General features: G+C 42.3%; 18 protein-coding genes. 8 read left to right on the forward strand and 10 right to left on the reverse strand.

All coding sequences use genetic code 11. The features are described 5' to 3' along the window. Nucleotides 1-22 precede the first annotated feature (22 nt). Nucleotides 23-997: a T9SS type A sorting domain-containing protein gene (locus AC1XUO_RS11340; protein ID WP_483329896.1), complete on the forward strand. Its 975-nt coding sequence runs from the start codon at nt 23-25 to the stop codon at nt 995-997. Nucleotides 998-1,454: 457 nt separating this feature from the next. Continuing rightward, complete coding sequence (locus AC1XUO_RS11345) at nt 1,455-2,078, forward strand: LuxR C-terminal-related transcriptional regulator (RefSeq protein ID WP_483329897.1); 624 nt, start codon at nt 1,455-1,457, stop codon at nt 2,076-2,078. Between the two features lie 300 nt (nt 2,079-2,378). On the opposite strand, the gene AC1XUO_RS11350 is transcribed toward AC1XUO_RS11345, so the two are convergent. After that, a complete protein-coding gene (locus tag AC1XUO_RS11350) occupies nt 2,379-2,678 on the reverse strand; it encodes a hypothetical protein (protein WP_483329898.1) in 300 nt (99 codons plus the stop codon). A gap of 181 nt (nt 2,679-2,859) precedes the next feature. Between AC1XUO_RS11350 and AC1XUO_RS11355 the strand changes: the two genes are divergently transcribed. Both AC1XUO_RS11355 and AC1XUO_RS11360 read left to right on the forward strand, forming a co-directional pair. After that, nucleotides 2,860-5,889, forward strand: coding sequence for an amidohydrolase family protein (locus AC1XUO_RS11355; RefSeq protein WP_483329899.1), 3,030 nt, complete (start codon nt 2,860-2,862; stop codon nt 5,887-5,889). Between the two features lie 48 nt (nt 5,890-5,937). Beyond that, on the forward strand, nt 5,938-7,266 hold the full coding sequence (locus AC1XUO_RS11360; RefSeq protein WP_483329900.1) for an amidohydrolase family protein: 1,329 nt from the start codon (nt 5,938-5,940) through the stop codon (nt 7,264-7,266). Between the two features lie 116 nt (nt 7,267-7,382). On the opposite strand, the gene AC1XUO_RS11365 is transcribed toward AC1XUO_RS11360, so the two are convergent. The 6 genes from AC1XUO_RS11365 to AC1XUO_RS11390 form a co-directional block, all read right to left on the reverse strand. Then, nucleotides 7,383-8,225: a CvfB family protein gene (locus AC1XUO_RS11365; RefSeq protein ID WP_483329901.1), complete on the reverse strand. Its 843-nt coding sequence runs from the start codon at nt 8,223-8,225 to the stop codon at nt 7,383-7,385. A gap of 190 nt (nt 8,226-8,415) precedes the next feature. Further along, nucleotides 8,416-9,747: a TolC family protein gene (locus AC1XUO_RS11370; protein WP_483329902.1), complete on the reverse strand. Its 1,332-nt coding sequence runs from the start codon at nt 9,745-9,747 to the stop codon at nt 8,416-8,418. A gap of 40 nt (nt 9,748-9,787) precedes the next feature. Further along, nucleotides 9,788-12,880 carry an efflux RND transporter permease subunit gene (locus AC1XUO_RS11375; protein WP_483329903.1) on the reverse strand — a complete coding sequence of 1,031 codons (3,093 nt, stop codon included), beginning with the start codon at nt 12,878-12,880 and terminating at the stop codon, nt 9,788-9,790. A gap of 37 nt (nt 12,881-12,917) precedes the next feature. Next, entirely contained in the window at nt 12,918-14,033 is a 1,116-nt protein-coding gene (locus AC1XUO_RS11380; protein WP_483329904.1) for an efflux RND transporter periplasmic adaptor subunit, read from the reverse strand. A 153-nt stretch (nt 14,034-14,186) separates the two neighbouring features. Further along, entirely contained in the window at nt 14,187-15,437 is a 1,251-nt protein-coding gene (locus AC1XUO_RS11385) for a chorismate-binding protein (protein ID WP_483329905.1), read from the reverse strand. Between the two features lie 64 nt (nt 15,438-15,501). Further along, nucleotides 15,502-15,927, reverse strand: coding sequence for a hotdog fold thioesterase (locus AC1XUO_RS11390; RefSeq protein ID WP_483329906.1), 426 nt, complete (start codon nt 15,925-15,927; stop codon nt 15,502-15,504). Between the two features lie 85 nt (nt 15,928-16,012). Here AC1XUO_RS11390 and AC1XUO_RS11395 point away from each other — a divergent pair, with 85 nt between their 5' ends. The 4 genes from AC1XUO_RS11395 to AC1XUO_RS11410 all read left to right on the forward strand — a co-directional run bounded on the left by AC1XUO_RS11395 (nt 16,013) and on the right by AC1XUO_RS11410 (nt 19,539). After that, complete coding sequence (locus AC1XUO_RS11395) at nt 16,013-16,657, forward strand: histidine phosphatase family protein (protein ID WP_483329907.1); 645 nt, start codon at nt 16,013-16,015, stop codon at nt 16,655-16,657. A gap of 110 nt (nt 16,658-16,767) precedes the next feature. After that, on the forward strand, nt 16,768-17,820 hold the full coding sequence (locus tag AC1XUO_RS11400; RefSeq protein WP_483329909.1) for a sensor histidine kinase: 1,053 nt from the start codon (nt 16,768-16,770) through the stop codon (nt 17,818-17,820). A 94-nt stretch (nt 17,821-17,914) separates the two neighbouring features. After that, nucleotides 17,915-18,649 (forward strand): LytR/AlgR family response regulator transcription factor, encoded by a 735-nt coding sequence (locus AC1XUO_RS11405; protein ID WP_483329910.1) that lies wholly within the window; start codon nt 17,915-17,917, stop codon nt 18,647-18,649. Between the two features lie 86 nt (nt 18,650-18,735). Continuing rightward, the gene (locus AC1XUO_RS11410) at nt 18,736-19,539 is read left to right on the forward strand and encodes a DUF3298 and DUF4163 domain-containing protein (RefSeq protein ID WP_483329911.1); all 804 of its coding nucleotides are present in this window, start codon (nt 18,736-18,738) and stop codon (nt 19,537-19,539) included. A 1-nt stretch (nt 19,540) separates the two neighbouring features. Here the strand turns inward: AC1XUO_RS11410 and radC are convergent, their stop codons facing one another. The 3 genes from radC to AC1XUO_RS11425 all read right to left on the reverse strand — a co-directional run bounded on the left by radC (nt 19,541) and on the right by AC1XUO_RS11425 (nt 22,789). Further along, complete coding sequence (gene radC, locus AC1XUO_RS11415) at nt 19,541-20,245, reverse strand: RadC family protein (RefSeq protein WP_483329912.1); 705 nt, start codon at nt 20,243-20,245, stop codon at nt 19,541-19,543. 52 nt (nt 20,246-20,297) lie between these two features. After that, nucleotides 20,298-21,797 carry a hypothetical protein gene (locus tag AC1XUO_RS11420; RefSeq protein ID WP_483329913.1) on the reverse strand — a complete coding sequence of 500 codons (1,500 nt, stop codon included), beginning with the start codon at nt 21,795-21,797 and terminating at the stop codon, nt 20,298-20,300. Nucleotides 21,798-22,042: 245 nt separating this feature from the next. Further along, complete coding sequence (locus tag AC1XUO_RS11425) at nt 22,043-22,789, reverse strand: zinc ribbon domain-containing protein (RefSeq protein ID WP_235151344.1); 747 nt, start codon at nt 22,787-22,789, stop codon at nt 22,043-22,045. Nucleotides 22,790-22,882: the final 93 nt, after the last annotated feature.

Below are 22,882 nucleotides of genomic sequence, written 5' to 3' on the forward strand. Positions count from 1 at the left end.
TTTAAAAGAACAGATCCATTCCATGAGAGCAAATATACTGACGGGTACAGCATTTTTAAGAGCGATGTTCTTCAGCTCATTTTTCCTGATAAACCAAGCAAAAGCTAAAATTTTAGTTACGCCACTACTTGCCCCTCCGACAGCAATGCCGGATATTGCCACGACAACAGAAGGTAAACCGGTAAGCGTTACGGTATGGACCAATGATCTGGCGGTTTCCGCGATGTTGGATCCGCAAATGGTCAAATTATTGGATCCTGTAACAGGACTCAGGGCTTTTACCGTTACCATACCGAACGAGGGGCTTTTTGCTGTCAATTTTTTAACGGGTGTAGTAACCTTTTCGCCGGTTGCAGGTTTTGTAGGCGTATCTACAATCAACTATGATATTCAGGATCTGAATGGAGAATTTTCCAACCAGGCTGCCATTACGGTAACTGTTACGACTGATCCACTTCCAGTGACATTAAGTACTTTTAGTATAAAGAAAGAAGGCCAGATTGCCAGACTCAACTGGGCAACTACGGAAGAAACAAACAGCGACTATTTCGAGATCCAGCACAGCGTAAGCGGAAAAGAATGGGAAGCTGTGGGACAGGTAACATCAAGCGGTGAGAGCAAAGTGTTGAAAAAATATTCTTTCAGCCATGCTAAACCTGTACACGGACAAAATCTGTACCGTCTGAAAATGGTGGATCGTGATATGACTTTTGCATACAGCCGTATCCAGAGCGTAGCCTTTGAAGGAATTGCTGCCGCTGATCTTTCGGTATACCCGAACCCATCGACAGACAGAGTGTTCATCCGCGACAATGGCACTGTGAAAGATGTTGTGATCAACAACCTGAACGGCAATGCAGTTTACCGTTCGTCTGCATCTTTTGAAGCCGGAAATGGTATGATCGATGTAACAAAATTGCCACAGGGTATGTACATCGTAAAAGTTACACGTAAAAATGGCCTCGTCTCTACATCAAAGATCGTAGTAAATAAGTAACGTTATTTATTCAGGTGGTTGTTACAACCCGTTTCCCGATCCGGGAGACGGGTTTGTTTTTTTAAGGCTAAACCGCCTGCGTGTATAGGTATCCGGCTGAGGTTCAAGCCACAAACAGATGGTCTGTTATTTCCTATCCCTATATTAAAACGCATTTTACAAAAATCATCCGCGAACGGACAAAGGCGTGCGGATTGATCGCCAAAAAACTTACCGATAAAATTCTACAAATAAGATTTCTGATCTCGACAAATTTATTCGTCTGTTTATTCTAGATTTGAATAAATAAAAACGCTATACACACACAACAACCGGTATATCGTAACTTTCCTCCTCTACATTATGCACACACTATGAACGATTAAGGCCCGTAATGATTTCTTTTTCGTCTGACTATCAGACGAAAAAGATTCAACTTTATGAAAATTATCTTACCCACCCAGACCATAAATAAAAAATGACAAGAATTCTGCTGTTGATCAAAAATGAGCTGCTGAGCTTAGGAATTACCTCCTGTATCCGCGAAAATGTAGAGAACGTTCAATTTTCAAGTGAAACCTGCTGGGAAACCATGCAGATGACATTATCCGGAGCATCGTTTGACCTGCTGATTATTGACACCCATTTATCCAATTACACAAATCTGGTAGCACTGGAAAGAATCCGGCGTAAACAGCCTGACATTAAAATCATTGTCATCGGAGACGAGTCGGAAAAAGCCTGGGCCCTCCCCTACCTCAAAAAAGGCGTTGATGGCGTTTGTATGAAATCCATCAGCAAGGAAGAATTTTTAATGGCTTACACGTCGATCATGCGTGGCAAGAAATATATGGATGATGTTTTGACAGAATATCTGCTGAGCGACATCACAAAACCAAACCTGATGGGTTCGCTGACGGTGCGTGAATCGGAAATTATGCAGTATCTGATCAAGGGACGCCGTACGGTGGATATTGCGAAAGAGCTTAAACTCGCCGTTTCGACGATCAGCACGATCAAAAATAATATCTATAAAAAGATGAAGGTTAATAACGTCGTTGACCTGGTCGGAAAAGTAGAACTTTCGCAAAGCAGGGTCTGATTTTTGGCGGTCGGCAATCAGCTATCGGCGGTCGGCTGCCAACCAAAATTACTTTCAGGCATTTATACTCGGCGGCCGGTAATCGGCCGTCGACTCAAATTGCTTTGAGGCATCAATTTAAAAGTCATTGAAAGTACCTCCGTAGGAGTTTCCTGCAAATCACAGGAGGCTCCGACAGAGCCAAAAATAACCTGACGCACAACCGGTTGCTATAAACAGGAGACGGCTCTGCGTCATTAATTCTGAGTTTAGGCCTTAAACAATATTTCAACTGACTCACTCACTCACTCACTCACTCACTCACTCATTTCCCGATAAAAGAGATGTTACTAAAAATTCCCATTCTTCTTTTAATGTTCCTTTAAAAACATCTGCGCCTGCCCGCCGGTACCAGTAACCTGCATTCCAGGTATCTCCCTCAACGCGGTGCAAATAGGCATGTAACCGGTCGTAAGCTTTCGTGCCTTCACGATCCTGAGCTATATTATGGGCAGCTTCCCAGTCATGATTGGCGTCATACCAGAGCGCTTTCAAAAGTACCGGAATCTCCTGCGGCGGAGCTGTTTGGGTCAGAGATGAAATAAATTGTTCGTAGGTCATATTTATGGCGTGATTTGAATACAAAAAAACAAACCCATGGTGAAATTCCAAGTATGGATTGTATCGATAGTACAATACAGCGTCGTGGGACTCACTTTTGGTCATTTCATTGTATATTGTCTCAACAAACAATGAATAATTAAAAATTCCTAAGGCCGGTTATTAAAAATCTCCTATTTCTATGATGAAACAAATATCAACGTTAGTGTTTGGACTAACCTTGACGTCGCTATGTCACGCGCAGGAAACTTTTCCGAGGAACGGCGCATACGACGAAAGGAAAAGCCAATATGTTTTTACAAACGCCACCATCGTCGTCGATGCCAAAACGACGATAACAAACGGAACCATGCTTATCGAAAACGGGACCATCCGTGAAGTGAGCAAACAGGTAAAAATTCCGGCTGGTGCGGTTGTTGTTGATCTAACAGGAAAATACATTTATCCTTCCCTGATCGACCTGGATTCTGACTATGGAATGCCGGAAGTAAAACGCGAACCTCGTGCTGCCGGTCGCCAGACGCCTCAGCTGGAATCGAATAAAAAAGGTGCTTTCGGATGGAACCAGGCTATCCAGCCGGAGAATGACGCAAGCAAAATATTTGCGGTTGACAATAAAAAAGGTGCTGAATTGCGTAAAATCGGTTTTGGCACCGTCCTGACACACCCGCATGACGGGATTGTCCGTGGAAACGGGGCTGTCGTAACTTTAACGGATGAATCCGCCAACAAGGCACTTTTGAATGAAAAAGCTTCTGCCCATTTTTCTTTCAGCAAAGGCACTTCATCGCAAACCTATCCTTCGTCAGGTATGGGCTCGGTTGCCCTGCTTCGTCAAAATTACTACGATGCGGACTGGTATGCCAAAGGAGGAAAGACAAAGGAAACAAACCTCTCTCTTGAAGCTTTCAACCAGATCAAAACATTACCATCTTTTTTCGAAACGAACGACAAATACAGCGCGCTTCGTGCCGACAGGATCGGTGACGAATTTGGTACACAATACATTATCAAAGGCGGCGGTGATGAATATCAGCGACTTGAAGAAATAAAAGAAACGAAAGCGACTTTGATATTACCATTAAATTTCCCCACCGCTTACGACGTAACGGATCCCTGGGATGCTGAAATGATCACGATCAACCAGTTGAAACACTGGGAAATGGCACCTGCAAATGCTTCGATGCTGGCAAAAGGAGGTGTGAATTTTACACTGACGGCGGCTGATCTGAAAAACAAAGCGGATTTCTGGGATAAAATCCGCACCGCGATTGAATTTGGTTTGCCAAAAGATAAAGCACTGGAAGCATTAACGACGACGCCTGCAAAATTGATCAAAGCAGAAGGAATGGTTGGAAGCCTGAAAGCGGGTATGCTTGCCAATTTCCTGATCACCTCTGACGACTTGTTCAGTAAAGAAAATGTGATCTACGAAAACTGGATTCAGGGAAAGAAGTTTATTATTGCTCCCCTAAACGCGCCGGATTTCAGAGGAAATTATGCTTTTTCAATCAATAAAGAGTCAACAGGGAAACTTGAAATTTCAGGAACAGCGGACAAACCCGAGTATCAGATCATTTTGAAAGATACGGTAAAAGTTAAGCCGAAGGTGATTCTTGCCAATGACTTACTGACAATTTCGTATCAGCCTGAAAAGAAAAAGCCCGGAACAGTTCGTTTGACAGGATGGATCTCCGGGAAAAATTTATCCGGTGAAGGTATATTACCGGATGGAAAAACGGCGGTCTGGACAGCAACCTTGACAGAGAACTTTAAAGTGCTTGCAAAAAAGGATACAACATCTGCCAAACTGAAAGAAACAGGTTCGATCCTATATCCATTTGTTGGTTTAGGTAACGAACAGCTTCCAAAATCTGAAACAGTTTTTGTGAAAAATGCGACAGTCTGGACTAATGAAAAAGACGGCATTTTACAAAACGCCGACGTCGTTATCCGGAATGGAAAAATCGAAAAGGTTGGAAAAGGCTTATCGGCTCCGTCGGGAGCCCGTACCGTTGACGGAACCGGGAAACATTTAACAAACGGCATTATTGATGAACATTCACACATTGCATTATTCGCGATCAACGAAGGCTCGCAGTCGAGTACGGCGGAGGTGCGCATGAGTGATGTGATCAATCCGGATGATGTGAATATTTACCGACAGCTGGCCGGCGGTGTTACGACGTCTCATTTGCTCCACGGTTCTGCCAACGCCATTGGCGGACAAAGTGCATTGATTAAATTGAAATGGGGTGCAACCCAATCTGACATGTTGATTCCGGAAGCTAAGACGATCAAGTTTGCACTGGGAGAAAATGTGAAACAGTCCAACTGGGGCGATGTGGCGCGCGTGCGTTTTCCGCAAACAAGAATGGGCGTTGAGCAGGTATATTTCGATCATTTCATCCGTGCGAAAGAATATGCAAAGGGCTGGAAAGACTATAACAGCGCGGGTAAAAAAACAGGCCTGGAAGTTCCACGGAAAGATCTGGAGCTGGAAGCGCTGGCAGAAATTCTTGACAGCAAACGTTTTATCACTTGTCACTCCTATGTGCAGTCTGAAATCAATATGCTGATGCACGTGGCGGATTCTCTGAATTTTAAGATCAACACTTTTACCCATATTCTGGAAGGTTATAAAATGGCAGACAAAATGAAAAACCGCAATATCGGCGGTTCGACATTTGCAGACTGGTGGGCCTACAAAATGGAAGTTAAGGAAGCGATTCCCTATAATGCGGCTTTGATGTATCACGAAGGAATCACGGTGGCGATTAATTCTGATGATGCTGAAATGGCCAGAAGACTTAATCAGGAAGCTGCCAAAACAGTAACTTTTGGCGGTGTACCGGAAGAAGAGGCCTGGAAAATGGTGACATTAAATCCTGCAAAACTTTTGCATGTTGACAACAGAATGGGAAGTATTAAAGCAGGAAAAGATGCGGATCTGGTACTTTGGAATGCGCATCCCCTATCTGTTTATGCCCGTCCGGAATTTACCATGATCGAAGGAACCGTTTACTTTGACCGCAAGGAGGATATGGCGAAACAGGAAAAAATGACTATGGAGCGCGAACGTCTGATCCAGAAAATGCTGAGTGAAAAAGCGGAGGGGAAACCAACGCAAAAACCTCAGGGATCACAGCCAAAAATGTGGCATTGTGAAGATATCATCGGCGTTCAAACAGAACATGAGGAAGGGAAATAACCGACCTGGCCTGGATTCTTCCTTCATTTACTTATTCAAGATTCTCTTATGAAAATAAATCAATTTATAAAACCAGTTGCTACACTATCCAGTCTGGTCATTGTGTTTTGCCTTCATTTTTCAGTCCGGGCACAAAACCCGGCACCGGCAAAAGCGCAGGCAAAACCCATGGTATTGACCGGCGCAACGATTCATCTCGGAAATGGCCAGATAATCGAAAATGGTGTTATCGCGTTTGACAAAGGGTTGATCACCCACGTGGGCGCTGCCGGTTCACACACCTCAAATGCCAATGCAGAAATTATTGATATCAAAGGAAAACATATTTTCCCGGGTATTATTTCGATGAATACGACAGTTGGAATTCAGGAAATTGCATCCGTTCGCGCAACGCTTGATTACGCAGAAGTTGGCGATATTAACCCGCATGTCCGTTCCTTAGTTGCGTACAATGCTGATTCCGAAGTGATTCCAACCTTACGGAATGCGGGAATTTTGTTATCTCAGGCCGTGCCGCAAGGCGGGATTGTTTCAGGGTCATCTTCCGTATTTTATTCTGATGGATGGAATTGGGAGGATGCAGTTTTGAAAAAAGATGACGGAATCTGGATTAACTGGCCTCCGTTTTTAGCAACGAGTTTCAATTATGAAGATTTTTCAACTTCTGTAAAAAGAAATGAAAAGCGCCAGGAAACCATAGACCTGTTCCGCACGACATTTGCTGACGCAAAGGGATATTATGAAGCCGCCAAACCTGCGGCTGTGAACATGCGTTTGGAAGCCATGAAGGATCTTTTTAATGGCAAAGCAAATTTGTATATCCGTGCTGAATATGCGAAGGATATTATTGAATCGGTAAGATTTGCACAGGAATTTGGTTTGAAAAAGATTGTAATCGTCGGTGGAGATCAGGCTAACAAAATAACCGGATTTCTGAAAGAGCATAATATTCCGGTGGTGTTAAATGCTGCACACCGTCTTCCAAACGGAACGGACGAAAATGTATATCTGCCCTATGAAATGCCTGGTATATTACACAAGGCCGGCGTGAAAGTTGCGATCACGTATGCGGAAGAATGGTGGAGAACGCGAAATATCGCTTATCTGGCAGGTACATCCTCAGGATTCAGTGATGTGACGCCGGAAGAAGCATTACAATTTATCACCAAAAATCCCGCAGAAATAATGGGCATTGATCCGTACGTGGGCACTTTGGAAAAGGGAAAACACGCCTCCTTCGTCGTTACCAACGGTGATATGCTCGATATGCGCGGAAATGCTGTTCAGATGGCTTTCATCAAAGGAGGGAAAGTCAATCTGGATGATAAACAAAAACGTCTTTACGAAAAGTATAAGGAGAAATACGGTCAGAAGTAGTATTTGGTTACACAGGGTACCGCAGAGAAGAAAAGAGGGCCACAGAATTTCATTTTCTCTGTGGCCCTCTTTCTTTTGCACCTGGCGGCGGCTCTTTAAACTGTATCACATAAATATCAATCTTCACCCAGAGAATAAATCCCATCGTCGGCGATACGGATCAGACCTTGTTTGTATAATCCGCCGATTGCTTTTTTGAACACCTTTTTGCTGATACCCAATTGCCTGTTAATATCTTCCGGCGCACTGCTGTCTGATAGATTCAGATAACCGTTGTTCTTTTTCAGATCGTCAAGAATACGCTGCGCAGATGGCTCTACAACATTTTCATATCCTTGTTTTTCAAGACTGATATCCAGTCGGTTTTCATCACGGATCTTTTTGACATATCCTTTAAGCGACTCACCAATAGCAATTGGTTTGAAAACTTCATTGGCATAGATCAACCCCTTATGGAATTGATTGACAACAACATTATATCCAAGGTCCGTTTTTTTCCATACAATAATATCTACTTCGTCACCCTCCTTGACAAGCAAACGCTCATTTTCAAGATATCTGTCAAGCTTCGTTGTCGCGATAAGCCGGGAAGTTTTTTGATCCAGATAAAGAAAAACGACATACCATTCGCCAATTTCCATCGGTGTAGACTGCTCTCTGAAAGGAACAAAAAGATCTTTTTCCAAACCCCAGTCTAAAAATGCGCCGTGTTCAGAAACATCTTTCACTTCAAGATTGGCAAATTCATTACGCACAATCTTGGGTGTTTCGGTCGTAGCAACCGGACGATCCTCAGAATCATTGTATACAAAAACCCTGATGACATCGTCAATCTGCATGTCATCCGTCTTGTACTTATTGGGAAGCAAAACTTCTTCCCCTTCTACATCACCCAAAAAGAAACCTACACTCGTGTCGCGCAGGATAGTCAGGTTATTATATTTTCCTATAAAAAGCATTCTATATCAAGTTTGCAGCAAAGATAAGTCTATAAACCGGCATTTACCACCTAATGGTTCACCATACTGTAAGTTGGTCGCGGCTGAAATGATAAACCATCTGAGAAACCTAAGAAAACCTAAGTTTTATTGACTTAGATTTTCTTAAATGTCTTAGATGGTTAAAATGAATTCTTAGTGGTGAAAAGAATTACATGAGCGTATTGGTCAGTCTTTTCAGTTCGATTTCCGAGGATTTGGCGGCGTAGTTCAGGTTGATAAGGCGGTAACCTGCTTCCTCAAAGCTGCGCTGTGCTTCTCTTACATCAATAATGGTGGCTTGAATTAACTGAAAACGTTGCAACGTAAGATCTAAAAGCTGCTGGCTGAGTTTATAATTGGCCTTTTGTGCTTCAAGCTGTTCGAGGGAACGACGGTAAGTCTGGAACATTTTCACAGCCTGCGCAGAATAGTCACGGATCAATACTTGTTTTTGCGTTTTAGCTGTTGAGGTATTTATTTCCGCGACTTGCTGCTGACGCCTGAAAGTACTTCCGTTATAAATCGGTACGGCCAAGGTGATACCGGCACTTGGCGCTGATACTTTGTTTAGAAGTGTAAAACCGGCAGTGCTCTGGTTTCTAACGAAATTATAGCCAAGGTTCAGTCTGACGGTAGGATAACGGAGAGCAGCGGTTTCACGCACGATCAGTTCTGCAATACGGATCTGGTTATCCGCCGCTTTGATATCGGAGTTAACGGCAATTTTATCCAGCACATTTTCAATCTGTAAACCTTGCTCAACCAGAATCGTATCTTTTATCGAAAGCGGCGATTTTGGATCCAGCGTCAGCAATCTCAGTAATTCGGATTTAGCAACATCTACGGCAAGCTGTTGATTTATCAAAGTCTGTGTTAATGTATTAAGGTCTATTTGGGCCTGAAACAAATCAGCATTATTTGCCATACCCGCAGCCTGACGGACCTGAATAATTTCCAGTCTTTTTTTAGATGCATCAATTGAAAACTGGACGGTATTAATATAACCAATCTGTCGCACCACGTCGTAATAACTTGTCATTACCGCCGCAATTGTGTTTTGGATCTGAGAATTCAAAACTTCGCTGCTTTGATATTGCAGTTCTGCCAAACGCTTTTTTGTAGCCACGACCCTTTTTCCGTTATACAAAAGAATTCCGGCTGTCACCCCCGCCTGGGTATTATTACCTTCCGCTCCCCGCCTGCTGGTCCCTCCCCCGGTCTGCAGTTCCTGTGTGATATTTTGAACTTGTTCGGTGTTGGAAGCAGTTGCGGCAATCAGCGGCAAACCACCAGCGACCCCATAATTATTCAGTATCGTATTCGCTTCCACATCATTTTTCGCAATCTGGATTTCCAGACTATTTTTCAAAGCGATGGAAATTGCTTCATCCAAAGTGATACGAAGAGAATCTGTGGTTTGTTGACAAATGGCCGGTGCTCCGGTCATCAACATTAAAAATGCAATTTTAATACTAATACTCAGGTTTGTTAGCGGGTTCATGCAAAACCAATTGACTTATGATGATTAAATGATTTAGGATCTAGGCCACAACAGCTTCTTCTGCCGCTGCCGTTTGTTCTCTGTGTTTATTGGTTTTCGGCGAAATGAACGTGTAAATCGCAGGGATTACGAATAACGTTAGTATCAACGAAAATGTTAGTCCGCCCACAATCACTACGCCGAGCGGGACACGACTGGTTGCAGCCGCACCAAGACTCAAAGCGATCGGTAGCGCTCCGAATGCAGTCGCAAGACTGGTCATTAAAATCGGACGCAGACGCTGGGTTGCTGATTCGATAACTGCCGGAAGACGTTCCATGCCATGTTCCCGTTTTTGATTAGCGAACTCTACGATCAGAATACCGTTTTTGGTTACAAGCCCGATCAGCATGATCATCCCGATTTGCGAGAAAATATTAATCGTCAACCCAAAAATATACAGACTCAGAAGCGCCCCGGCTAAGGCCAGAGGAACGGTAATCATGATAATAAACGGATCAGTAAAACTTTCAAACTGTCCGGCAAGAACCAGGTATACCAGTAAAAGTGCAAGTCCAAATGCAAAACTTGTGTTTGAAGAACTTTCTTCATAGTCCCGTGAAGGGCCGCTCAGTGAAGTTTGGAACGTTTCATCCAGAAGTTTGTTTGCAATATTTCTCATGGCAAGAACACCGTCCCCAACCGTTTTACCTTCAACAAGCGAAGCAGAGATTGTCGCACTTTTATATCTGTTGTAATGGTACAAAGTTGGCGGGCCGCTTTGTTCTTCCATCTTAACAACGGCACTTAAAGGTATATTTTGTCCGCGGTTATTTCGAACATAAAGTTTTTCAATATCAGCAGGTTTGTCTCGTTCAGCACGTTCAACCTGGCCGATCACCTGGTATTGCTGACCATTTCTGATAAAATAAGCCAATCGTCTTCCGCTAAACGCTCCCTGAATTGTGGCTGCTACGTCTGCTGTGGACAGGCCGAGATCTTTCGCCTTCAGACGGTCGATTGTAAGAGAAACTTCTGGTTTGTTAAATTTAAGGTTCACGTCGACATTCTGGAAAACAGGATCTTTTCTGGCTTCTTCCAGGAATTTAGGCATAACCTCAGTTAACTTGGCGAAATCGAGATTTTGCAGGATAAACTGCACGGGTAAGGCACCACGGGATCCAATACCCACCGCAATCGTTTGTTCCTGAACTGCAAAAATACGTGCGTTGTTGAATCTTGGAAGCTGCTTATTAATCGCTGTTGTAATATCATTCTGGCTCCTGATCCGTTCAGAAGACGGCACCAAACCGATTCGTCCTGAGGATGCATTCATACCGGCACCCCCAAATCCCGGCGTTGAAGCAAATACAAACTGACGTTCAGGAATGGAATCATTTAAGTAATTCACCACCTCATCAGAAATGCCCAGCATCTGATCAAAACTTGTTCCCTCCGGTGCCGACATGTTCAGACGGATACTATTCCGGTCTTCCATCGGCGCCAGCTCGCTTTGTAAATGGGTATACGTAAAATAAATTAACCCCACACAGGCAAGGACTAGAACCCAGGCCATCCAGCGAACTTTGATAAAACCTTTCAACAATCTGTTATAACCATTTTCCATCCCTGTGAAAAAAGGTTCGGTTTTGTTATAAAACCAACCGTGTCCGGAGTCCTTTCTGTTAAGATAAACGTTCAAAACCGGCGTGATCGTCAGCGATACAAATGCTGAAATCAATACCGCAGAAGCTACCACAATACCAAATTCCCGGAAAAGACTACCCACAAAACCTTCAAGGAAAATAACCGGCAGGAATACCACTGCCAGGGTTAAGGATGTAGAAATTACCGCGAAGAAAATCTCCTTACTACCTTCCAGCGCCGCTTCCCTGATGGGGAGACCTTCTTCGAGCTTTCGGAAAATATTCTCAGTTACTACAATACCATCATCCACCACAAGTCCGGTTGCAAGAACAATCCCCAAAAGTGTCAGAATGTTGATGGAGAAACCAAACATATACATGACGAAAAACGTCGCAACCAATGAAATGGGAATATCGATCAATGGACGAACGGCCACCAGGAAATTCCGGAAGAAGAATAAAATAACAATAACAACAAGTCCAAAAGAAATGATCAGCGTTTCTTCCACTTCTTCCACCGACTGACGAACCAGACGCGTGTTATCAATAAGGACGTTAAAGGTTATATCTGACTTATTCGTTTTAGCAATTTCAGCAAGACGCTCGTTGAAAGTATCTGATATTTTCACGTAGTTAGCTCCCGGTTGCGGTATTACTGCTAATCCTACTGCATAAACCCCGTTGTATTTCCAGCTTTGCTCTTCATTTTCAGGACCGAGCTCAACCTTGGCCACATTACTCAAACGAACAATGCCGGTACTGTCGTTTCTGATGATCAGATCGGAAAATTCCTTTTCGGTAGTCAGGCGCCCCATCGTACGAATCGTCAATTCAGTCTGATTTCCGTAGATTTTACCAGCCGGCAATTCAACATTTTCTGCGCTCAGGGTTGTATTGATGTCATTGAATGAAACATTGTAAGCACTCATTTTATCAGGGTCAATCCAGATGCGCATGGCGTAACGTTTTTGACCAAAAATATTAATCGCACTTACGCCGTCTATCGTTTGAAGACTTTGCTGCAATACATTTTCTGCATATTCACTTAATTCCAAAAGTCCTTTTGACGGACTCTGAACGGCTAACAATAGAATAAAATCACTGTTTGCATCGGCCTTACTTACAACTGGCGGGGCATCAATATCCTGTGGAAGATTTCGCTGAGCCTGACTCACCTTATCCCGCACATCATTAGCAGCGGCTTCGAGATCTATTTCAAGGTTGAATTCCACCGTGATGTTACTGGCACCGATCTGACTGGAAGAGCTGATCGTTTTAATACCAGGAATACCGTTGATACTTTTTTCAAGTGGCTCAGTGATCTGGCTTTCGATGATGTCAGCATTTGCACCGGTGTAGCTGGTGCGGACGTTAACAATGGGCGGATCAATGGCGGGGTAATCCCGTAGTGACAAAAAGTTATAACCAACTACACCAAAAAGGATGATGAGCAGGTTCATAACCACGGCAAGGACTGGCCGGTTCAGCGATAATTCCGAAATATTCATAGGTTGGATATCAAAAGAATGGGCAACTTTCCGTCTTTTATTCGGCTGTTGTTGTTGATGTCTTCAGGTTTTTCACTGTTCTCACTTTCACTGGCGAATCGGGACGGGCGAACAATACCCCGGAAACAACGACAGAATCTCCTACACTGATACCTTTGGTAACTTCAACAAAATCAGCTTTACGAACACCTGTTTCTATCGTTACGAAAGAAGCTTTGCCATTTTTTACCACAACAGCCTTCTTATTTCTTGATTCAGGAATAATACAGTTTGTGGGAATTAAAATGCTGCTTTTCTGCGCGCCCGCATTCAGATACACTTTTGCAAATGAACCCGGATTAAATAATGCTCCGCTCAAAGTTGCCCTTACAGTAATATTTCTGGTACTCTGATCGATCTGCGGTTCAGTCGCGATAACTGTCGCTTTCTGGACATTTCCATCCTGATCAATGACAACGTCAACCGTTCTACCCTTTTTTACAAAATCCTGATATACTTCCGGAACCGTAAAATCTATTCTCAAATTATTAAGCTGCTGCATCGTTGCGATAACCATTGTCGGCGACACATAAGTACCCGCACTAACTTTTCTTAAACCAACAACACCTGTGAAAGGCGCACGAATGATTGTTTTATCGATCAAAGCCTGTTGGTAAACAATGTCAGCCCGATACGAGTTGGAAGTATTGATTGCCAAATCATAATCCGCCTGATTTACACCATTCACAGCAATAAGTTTTGCAAGCCTTTCCTCGGTTTTGATGGCCATATCCAGCATTACTTTTGATTTTTCCAGCTGAGCTGTTAAATCTGCATTATTGATACGCGCAATAACAGTACCCTTTTGAATCGTCTTTCCTTCCGGCACATTCAGGTAAGTGAGTAAACCACTCACTTCTGGTCTTAATTCCGCAAATTCATTGGCCACCACCGTTCCGTTTACCTCAACTTTATCACTGACATTTTCCCGCGAAGCGATAATAACGTCAACGACCGTTGCATCAGACTTACCATTATTTTTTTTGAAGGTATCTTTTTTCTCTCCGCATGACAAAATAAAAGTGCAGAAAAAAACCAGAATCAAAGGAGAAAAGTTTGGATTAACAAAAAAAGACCTACATAAAATATTTGGTCTGGGAAGGTTACGATTCATAAAGTAGTACTATTTCAGGGGTTTTTTGAATTTTTGTTTTGTTAGGAATAGAGAACATCCACAAAACGTGTTCGTTTGGTGGATGTTATGTAAAGGTAATACCGGTTAGATGGTTTTCTACTATAAAAGTTTAATGCAGGTTTGTAATTTTTTTTAAAAATCTTTTGCGATGACTTTCAAAAGGGTCTCACATTTCATCTCGGTTTCTTCCCACTCTCTTTCAGGAATGGAATCCTCCGTAATTCCTGCACCAGCATAAAATGTCGCAATCTGATCTTTCAGACGAACGGTACGAAGGTTTACAAATAAGTTAGATTCTCCTTCCACCTGGACCGGCCCCAAAAATCCACTATAAAACGACCGGTCATATCCTTCAATATCATTGAGGAATTGAAGACTTGGAATTTTAGGCACGCCGCAGACAGCAGAAGTAGGATGAAGCAGGCGAAGCATAACAGAAGGTAATTCCGGAAAATTAAGCGCGTTGGTATCCACTTCGAAATCCGTGCGAAGGTGATATAGATTGCCTGCCCACACAGTTTTTGGGCCGGTTTCAAGATATTCCCGTAACCTTATTTTTTTAAAACATTCAATGATATATCGGCTTACAAGTGCCTGCTCCTCGATTTCCTTTTCTCCCCAGCGAATATCAAATTTCGGAATAAGATTTCCGTCGTTCTCTCTCGCTTTCTGAGTTCCGGCCAATGACATGGTTTTGAAAGTCCCATCTGCTTTTTGCTGAACCAGCGATTCCGGGCTTGCACCAAGCCAGAGTTCTTTCTGCTCAGGCAAATTGACGAGTGAAACAAAAGCATGTCCGTACGTTTTTGCAATTTTTTGGAAAGCCTTCGCTGGCTGAAACTGATCTGTATAAGTTAATTTCTTTGTTCTTGACAAAACAACCTTGTGAAATTGTTTTTGTTTAATTGCCGACACCGCCAGCGCTACAGTTCTTTCAAAACGGACTTTTGTTTCCTCATCGGGAATGGCAGAAAGTAAGACGCCCACATTAATTGCAGAAGCCAAAACTGTATTCATTTTAATATCCGACGCAGCTCTCACCAATTTGACAATTTCAGGATGCTCTTCTCCCAATAAATTGTCCACATGATTTAATTGCCCGGTTTCCGAATAAAATGCGATAATGTCGCCTTCCATGTAAAGAACCTCATTCTCCTCTTTCCAGTGAAAAGGACTGATGATAAATCCGGAAGAAAGTTTTTCCAGATCCGGCTGACAACTTCGTATGCCTTCTCTGACCGAGATAAGCAATCTAATTTCGTTCGTATGGGGAAGTTTCCATAAAACACAGGGAAATCCCAAATCCCTAGCTGCCGACCAGAGTTCTTCTGCTTCAAACTGTGCCAAGACCGAATGAGCAGTTTTTATATTCGTTGAAATCATTAAAATAAATCTTTTACAGGTTGCCACCCGCTTGCCATCTCAAATGATCAATTTTACAAATAATTTATCGGTTTGCATTCACAATGGCCACCGTGAGCCTGCTGATACAAACCAGTTTATTTTCTTCATTCGTAATCTTGATATCCCAGATATGCGTTGTTCTACCAACATGAATCGGTGTAACCCGGCCATAAACAAATCCTTCTCTGGCTGACCTCAAATGATTCGCATTTATCTCCAAACCCACCGCATGTTGGTTATCGGGATCCTTCAGACATAAGAACGAAGCAATGCTCCCCAAAGTTTCTGCGAGTACAACAGAAGCACCGCCATGTAAAATTCCAAAAGGCTGATGTGTCCGATGGTCCACCGGCATTTTCGCTACAATATAATCTGTTCCTATTTCCGTGAATTCAATTCCTAAATGACTGGCGATTGTGTTCTTGCTAAAAGATTGAACTGCTTCCAGTGAAATGGATGTTGTAAACATATCTAAAAATTATATAAATTTGTATCTGCTATATTAGTCAAAAACAAGGTATTTGCAAAAATAATATTTAAATAATACAATTATTTTGAAAAGAAAGTCTATATATCTCATTCGCCACGGTGAAACCGATCTCAATCGTAAGGGAGTTGTCCAGGGAAGCGGCGTAGATTCTATGCTGAATGAATGGGGAGAAGCGCAATCGGCTGCTTTTTTCAATGCTTACCAACACGTTCCGTTTGACAAAATATATACTTCTAACTTACAGCGCACACAACAATCTGTCCGCGGATTTATCAATCAGGGAATTCCTTTCGAAAAATATGAAGGGTTAAATGAAATTTCCTGGGGAATACGTGAGGGCAAAGAGCCTAACACCGGCGACTCTTCCTATTATCGTGACCTGGTACTGGCCTGGAAAGCCGGCGATTTTAACCGTGCTGCGGATGGAGGAGAAAGCCCGATCCAGGTGCGCGACCGTCAGATTCCTGTGATTGACACCATTTTATCCCGCCCTCATGAAAGGAATATCCTGATTGCCATGCATGGACGCGCTATGCGTGTGTTGCTCACAACACTTTTTAACCAGCCACTGATCCACATGGACGACTATGAACATAGCAATCTTTGTTTATACCGCATCAATTATTCTTACGATACCCAACGTTTTGAACTGGAAGTAAAAAACGACACGACCCACTTACTTTCGCTGGAAATACCTCAAACCTTATAAAAGACCGTTTGTGTTGGTTCAATTCCTTTGATGTATTTATGACGGAAAGCTGACAGCTGTTCTATATTTTTGTGGAATCGTTGTGAACATTTTGCTGTAAACTTTAAAGCATGTCCAAAAGGAAAATTTACTGGACCTTACAAATTGTAGGCTGGACAACACTGATCATGTACGAATTTGTGTTGTACACGCTTGAATATGGCTTTGATCTCAGCAATTTATACAGTAGCCTTGCCAATATACTGCTCGGTATCACGCTGACGCATTTGTACAGGCTCGTGATCCGGCGCTGGAACTGGTCGACTTTACCCTTGCCCAGACTTGCGCTCCGTGTCGGTTTTTCTGTGATGCTCCTTGGGCTCATCATGACTGTCGTCAATTTGCCGCTCGACCGAAAGATCCTGGAAGAAAACCTGATGAACCAGCCGTTCGTGTTCTGGAATTATTATGCCGGATGGTGCAAAAATTTAACAGCCTGGATACTGTCCTATACGGTTTACCATTATGTTGAACAGAACCGGCTGACTGATTTTGAAAAAATAATGCTGAAAACTTCCATGCGTGAAGCTGAGGCGAAAGTGCTCAGGTCGCAGCTCAATCCGCATTTTACCTTTAATGCTTTGAACAGTATTCGCGCGTTGGTTTATGAAGATCCGTCCAAGGCGCAGATCAGCATTACACAATTATCTAATATTTTACGAAATTCGCTACTTGCTGACCGCCGGAAAACAGTTGATTTGCAGGAAGAACTAAAAACAGTCGAAGATTATCTCGAACTGGAAAAAGTGCGTTACGAAGAGCGTTTGAAGTATACGATTGAGTCTAGCCCGCAGGCGGTATATTGGCAGGTTCCCCCAATGATGTTACAGACTTTGGTAGAAAATGGTATCAAACACGGCGTTTCCAAAGAAATGCATGGTGGTTTTCTGGAAGTAAAATCCGAAATAGAAGAAGATGTTTTAATTATAAAAATCAGGAATACGGGGAATCTGGAAGGAACGGATTCGGGTGGGGTTGGATTAAAAAATACTGCGGAGCGACTTTCCATACTTTATGGCAAAGGTGCTTCCTTTAAGATATATCAGGAAAAAGAAGGCGTTGTTTGTTCAGAAGTTCGCATCCCGACACTTTCAGATCAAATGCAGCTTTTGCAGGTTGACTGAAGGTAATAAAAAGTTAGTTATAACCTATCAATTCCTGTCAAACTCAGAAATCGATTCAAGATTTTAATAAATAAACAATCCCCAAAAATCCGCCATGAGAACGCTTATTGTTGATGATGAACGCCTAGCAAGAAATGAACTGAAAAGATTACTTGAACCGTACACTAAAATCGAAATTATCGGGGAGGCTGCCAACGCCGAGGAAGCGCTGGTAATGATCGATGAATTACAGCCTGAATTATTATTTCTTGATATTCAGATGCCTGGAAAAAATGGCTTCGAGCTTTTATCTTCTATCGAAGGAAAAACGCCGGAAGTGATTTTCACGACTGCTTACGATGAATATGCGATCAAAGCTTTTGAGTATAATGCGCTGGATTACCTGTTAAAACCAATTGATAATGAGCGCTTAAAGGAAACTATTCACCGTATTGAAGAAAATCAGGCCGCGCCTGAAACATCAGCAGGAAACAACGAACGTGTTGAAAAAATCCTTGGAGAAAACGATCAGGTTTTTGTAAAAGACGGCGAAAAATGCTGGTTCGTAAAACTTGGAAAAGTCCGTTTGTTCGAATCCATGGGTAACTATGTACGCCTGCATTTTGATGATCAGAAACCGTTGGTACTAAAATCACTTAATAACCTGGAAGAGCGGCTTGATTCCGGAACCTATTTCAGGGCAAACCGTAAACATATTATAAACCTGCACTGGATCGAAAAAATCGAACCATGGTTCAGCGGTGGACTTTTGGTAACGCTGCAAGGTGGGGATAAAATTGAAATTTCCCGCCGCCAGGCGATCCGTTTCAAGGAATTAATGAGCCTATAAATAATTTTGGCACAAGTTTTAAGCAGTTAGCAAGCTTAAAACTTGTGCTTTTTTTGTCCAAAATTCACTTCATCAACCTCGTATTCATGCGCATTTCCCATTTAATTATACTGCTGACAGCTGTTTTTTACACATCCTGCACACCTTCTTCAAAAAAAGAAGAGGTGCGTTTGATACCAAGAGTTGGAAAATTCAACAAAATTGAATTAGGGAAATGCGACACGATAAGCGGAGGAGTAAGTCTGAAAGTTAACGTGTGGGAGCCTGTGGTTACGGATTCGCTTTATTCCGAAATGCACGCATTCCTGAATAAAAAAATCATTGATCGAATTAATGACAATGCTGATTTAAGTGGAAATCCTCCAAAACCAGGATCAGATAAAACGGTTGAATCGGCGTTTGCCATTTTTGATAGTAATTATAAAAAATTCAAGGCTGATTTCCCGGAAGCACCAGGATGCTGGGAAATTGAATTGAAGGGAGATACCGTCATGACTTCTGCTAAAATTATCCAGTATCAATTTGATCATTATGCTTTTCTGGGAGGTGCGCATCCGAATAGCTTCCGGTCTTATTATATTTTTGATACAAAAACGGGTGAAGAAAAGAATATCAAATCTTTTATTTCTGATACTACGGCTTTACTGAAGAAGGTTGAAAAAGCGTTCAGAAAACTTGAAAATCTGGGTGATACGACAAATCTTGAAGGAGCAGGATATTTTCTGTCTAATCATAAATTTTTTCTACCCGCGAACTATGCGTTAACAAAGGAAGGCATCTTTTTTTATTACAATCCTTACGAAATTGCTGCCTATGCCCGTGGTGATATCTCGTTTACGATTCCATACAGTGAACTCGAAGGTATTGTTAGAAAAGAGCTGATATTTTAATTCAAAAAATCCCTTCATCACCAAAGCTATAAAATCCTTTATCTGTGAATATCACGTGGTCCAGGATCGGAAGGTCTAGAAGCTGTCCTGCCTTTTTCAGTTGTTCCGTCAGATTTATGTCTGCGATACTGGCCTTTAACTGGCCCGACGGGTGATTATGCACAAGCACTATGCCACTCGCCTTATTTTCCAGAGCATGGTTGAAAATCATTTTTGGATCACAAACCGTGCCTGAAATTCCGCCAACGCTCACAGCGACTGATTTGATCACTTCATTTGCCCGGTTCAAAAGAATAATCCAGAATTCTTCATGGGCTTTGTCCATCAAGTGTGGTTTCATTTCATCGTAAATGTCTGTTGATGATTTAATATGCCGGCGCCGGTTTTCAGGAATATCATTACGTCGCCTCCCAAGTTCCATAGCCGCCATGATGGTGATGGCTTTTGCCTCGCCGATCCCCTTATTTTTCATCAGATCTTTGATCCCCTGACGCGCGAGTTCGCTGATGTTATTATTGACCGAGTTCATGATTCCTTTGGCGACATCAACCGCAGAGAGTGAGACTGTCCCTGAGCCGATCAGGATTGCAATAAGTTCGGCATCAGACAACGCTGCTCTGCCTTTTAAGATAAGCTTTTCGCGCGGCCGGTCTTCCTCCGCCCAACTCAGTATTTTCCTCGGATTGTAGGTATTATCTTCTGACATAGAAAACTTTATTCCCTATGACGTGGAATTGACAAATAAGTAATGGAGGATTTTATTGACCCAACTCAGTCAGTGCGGCCTTTGCCTTGTTGTCGATGCTGTTTTTATATTCGTGTTTTTTATAAGCCATCGCCTTTTTAAAATAATTTATCGCGACGGAATTCTGTTTTTTGTCACGCATAATATAGCCCATTTGAAGGGCGGCGGATGGTCCGAAAGTAAATGGAGTATTTTGCGTCAGGTAAATAGCGCGGTCGTAGTAAGGCGTACACTTTTCGATCTGATCCATCTTCTGAAGAATCCTGCCTTTGCGATAATTAAGCTCCGCTTTATCACTGACCGTATTGAAAGACATTTCTGTGTAATTATCAATAAAATCCCAGGCTTCTGTCAGATATCCACCATCCGTTGCGTAACGGGCTTTATATAGTATCTTCTGTTCCGGCAGAAGCTTCCCTTCTTCAAATTCATCCGCCAGCCTCAACGCAAATTTGTCACCTTCAATGATCGTGGTTCCGGTCGTAGCTGCAAGTTTCATATACGGCACCGCGTCTGCATCACGATTGCCCAGCCAACGCGTCATGAACAGCTTCATATTGCTGTCTTTGATATAGTTGAATCCCTTATACCGTTTCTGAAACTTGGTGTAAAAAAAATTAGCTATGTCATACTTACCTTTTTGCAGGGCTATTTCTCCTCTCAAATAATCCAGGAATGGAAAATCAATGTATTCTTCACCCGTTGGGCCGTGGTTAAGATAATAGAGTGCCTCTTCACTTTTGCCCTCCTTCATCAAAATTGTAGTGGCAAAAAAATGCAACAGTAAATTATCAGGCTGATTTTTGGGTAATTGTTTTAATAAAGTTTGTTGGTCATCACTCAGCTGCAAGGTATAGGCATGAAGCAAAAGATTTATCAACTGACTTTCCTGCTGGAAAAATGGCTCCTCACGCTGAACAAGCTGAATTTCTTCAATTCCCAGTTTAATATTTCCTTTCAGCCCGAGAATTTTTGTTACCCAGGTATAGTTATCAGGGACTGAACCAATTAACACATGAAGCAATCCTAATGTTTTTAACGTCGGACGGAATTTCGGGAAACGTTTTTTATTTTCCTCTGCAATCCGGTATGCTTTGATAACGTCCCAGGAAGCACTTCCTTCATTACCGAATTTCATTTTGATAAAAGCCCAGTGTAACCGGATCTCAGCCTGAAAAAAACGTTTGTAAGGAGAAGTATTTGGAAGTTTGGCAAGGGCAGCCAGTCTTAAATCTTCCCTTTCACTCCACGCCTTAAAGGCTTTTTTATCTTCACTGATCAGCAGATAATGCAGGTCTGCATAATTATCCAAATACTGAATAAGTCCGTTGGCAGGGTTTATTTTTCTTTCTTCATCAATGAGCGTACGTGCAGATTCAATTTTTAATTTCTGTATATCAAAATAAGCCCGTTGCAGTTTTGGACTGAAAATTACGTCATGAATAATGTCATCTGCTTTTGTTTGCAGTGTAACCAGAAATAAAAAGACTATAAAAAAGCGCGATATTTTCAAGGGAAGTTGCCGATGGTTAATACAATTGCATCACTGAATGAGGAAATAATTCCGGACAGCGGCGACAAATTTAAGCACAGAATGTTTAGGAATTCAATTCCTGATAATATCCGGAAATTTTAATTTATCAGGACCGGCTTTTGAAGCTAAACCGATCAGGGTATCTCGCTGAAAACAGCTTATACCAAAAAAATAAAAAGGTTGTCTGGCAAGAGACAACCCTTTTATAAAAATATTTCTAACGACTAGCGACGTTGATGAACTGGTTCAACGCTTTCCACGTCAGCCAGGATTCTTCCGCAATGTTCACAAACGATCAGTTTTTTACGTTCACGGATGTCTGCTTGTCTTTGTGGAGGAACGATGCTGAAACAGCCTCCGCAAGCACCACGCGATACGTGCACCACCGCAAGACCGTTCATTGAGTTATCACGAATTTTCTGATAAGATTTCAATAAACGCTCTTCGATTTTTTTGGTATGCTTTTCACGATCGCCTAAAAGAGTTTTCTCTTCTGCTTCGCTTTCGCTGGTGATCAAAGAAAGTTCGCCTTTTTTAGCTTTTAAATCTTCGTTTCTTTCGTTCAAAGTAGATTCCGCACGATTTGCATCATCCTCGATCAATCTGATACGCGCTTTGGCTTCGTTGATTTTCTTGTCAGCCAACTGCATGTCAAGTTCCTGCAATTCGATTTCCTTTGTGATGGCATCATATTCGCGGTTGTTGCGAACATTCATTTGCTGATCCTTGTATTTTTTGATCAGTTTTTCACCATCCTTTTGAGCGCCTTTGAAGTTGTCAATTTCGCTATTTAAAGCAGCGATTTCGCTTTTGAATTTTCCTATTCTCGTTTCAAAACCGATGATTTCGTCTTCCAGATCTCTAACTTCCTCAGGAAGATCGCCACGGGTTTTTCTGATTTCATCCAGGCTTGAATCAATTTCCTGAAGTTTCAGGAGAGCGTCTAATTTTTGTGCGATTGTGTTTTCCATGTATGTCTTTAATGGACTTGTTTCAATGCGTATTATATGAGTGGGACTTAAACTGAATCTCTTCTTCCTACTAGTTCGGTACTTACTTGCTGA

The sequence above is a fragment of the Dyadobacter sp. HNCC25DJ186 genome (assembly GCF_056895235.1).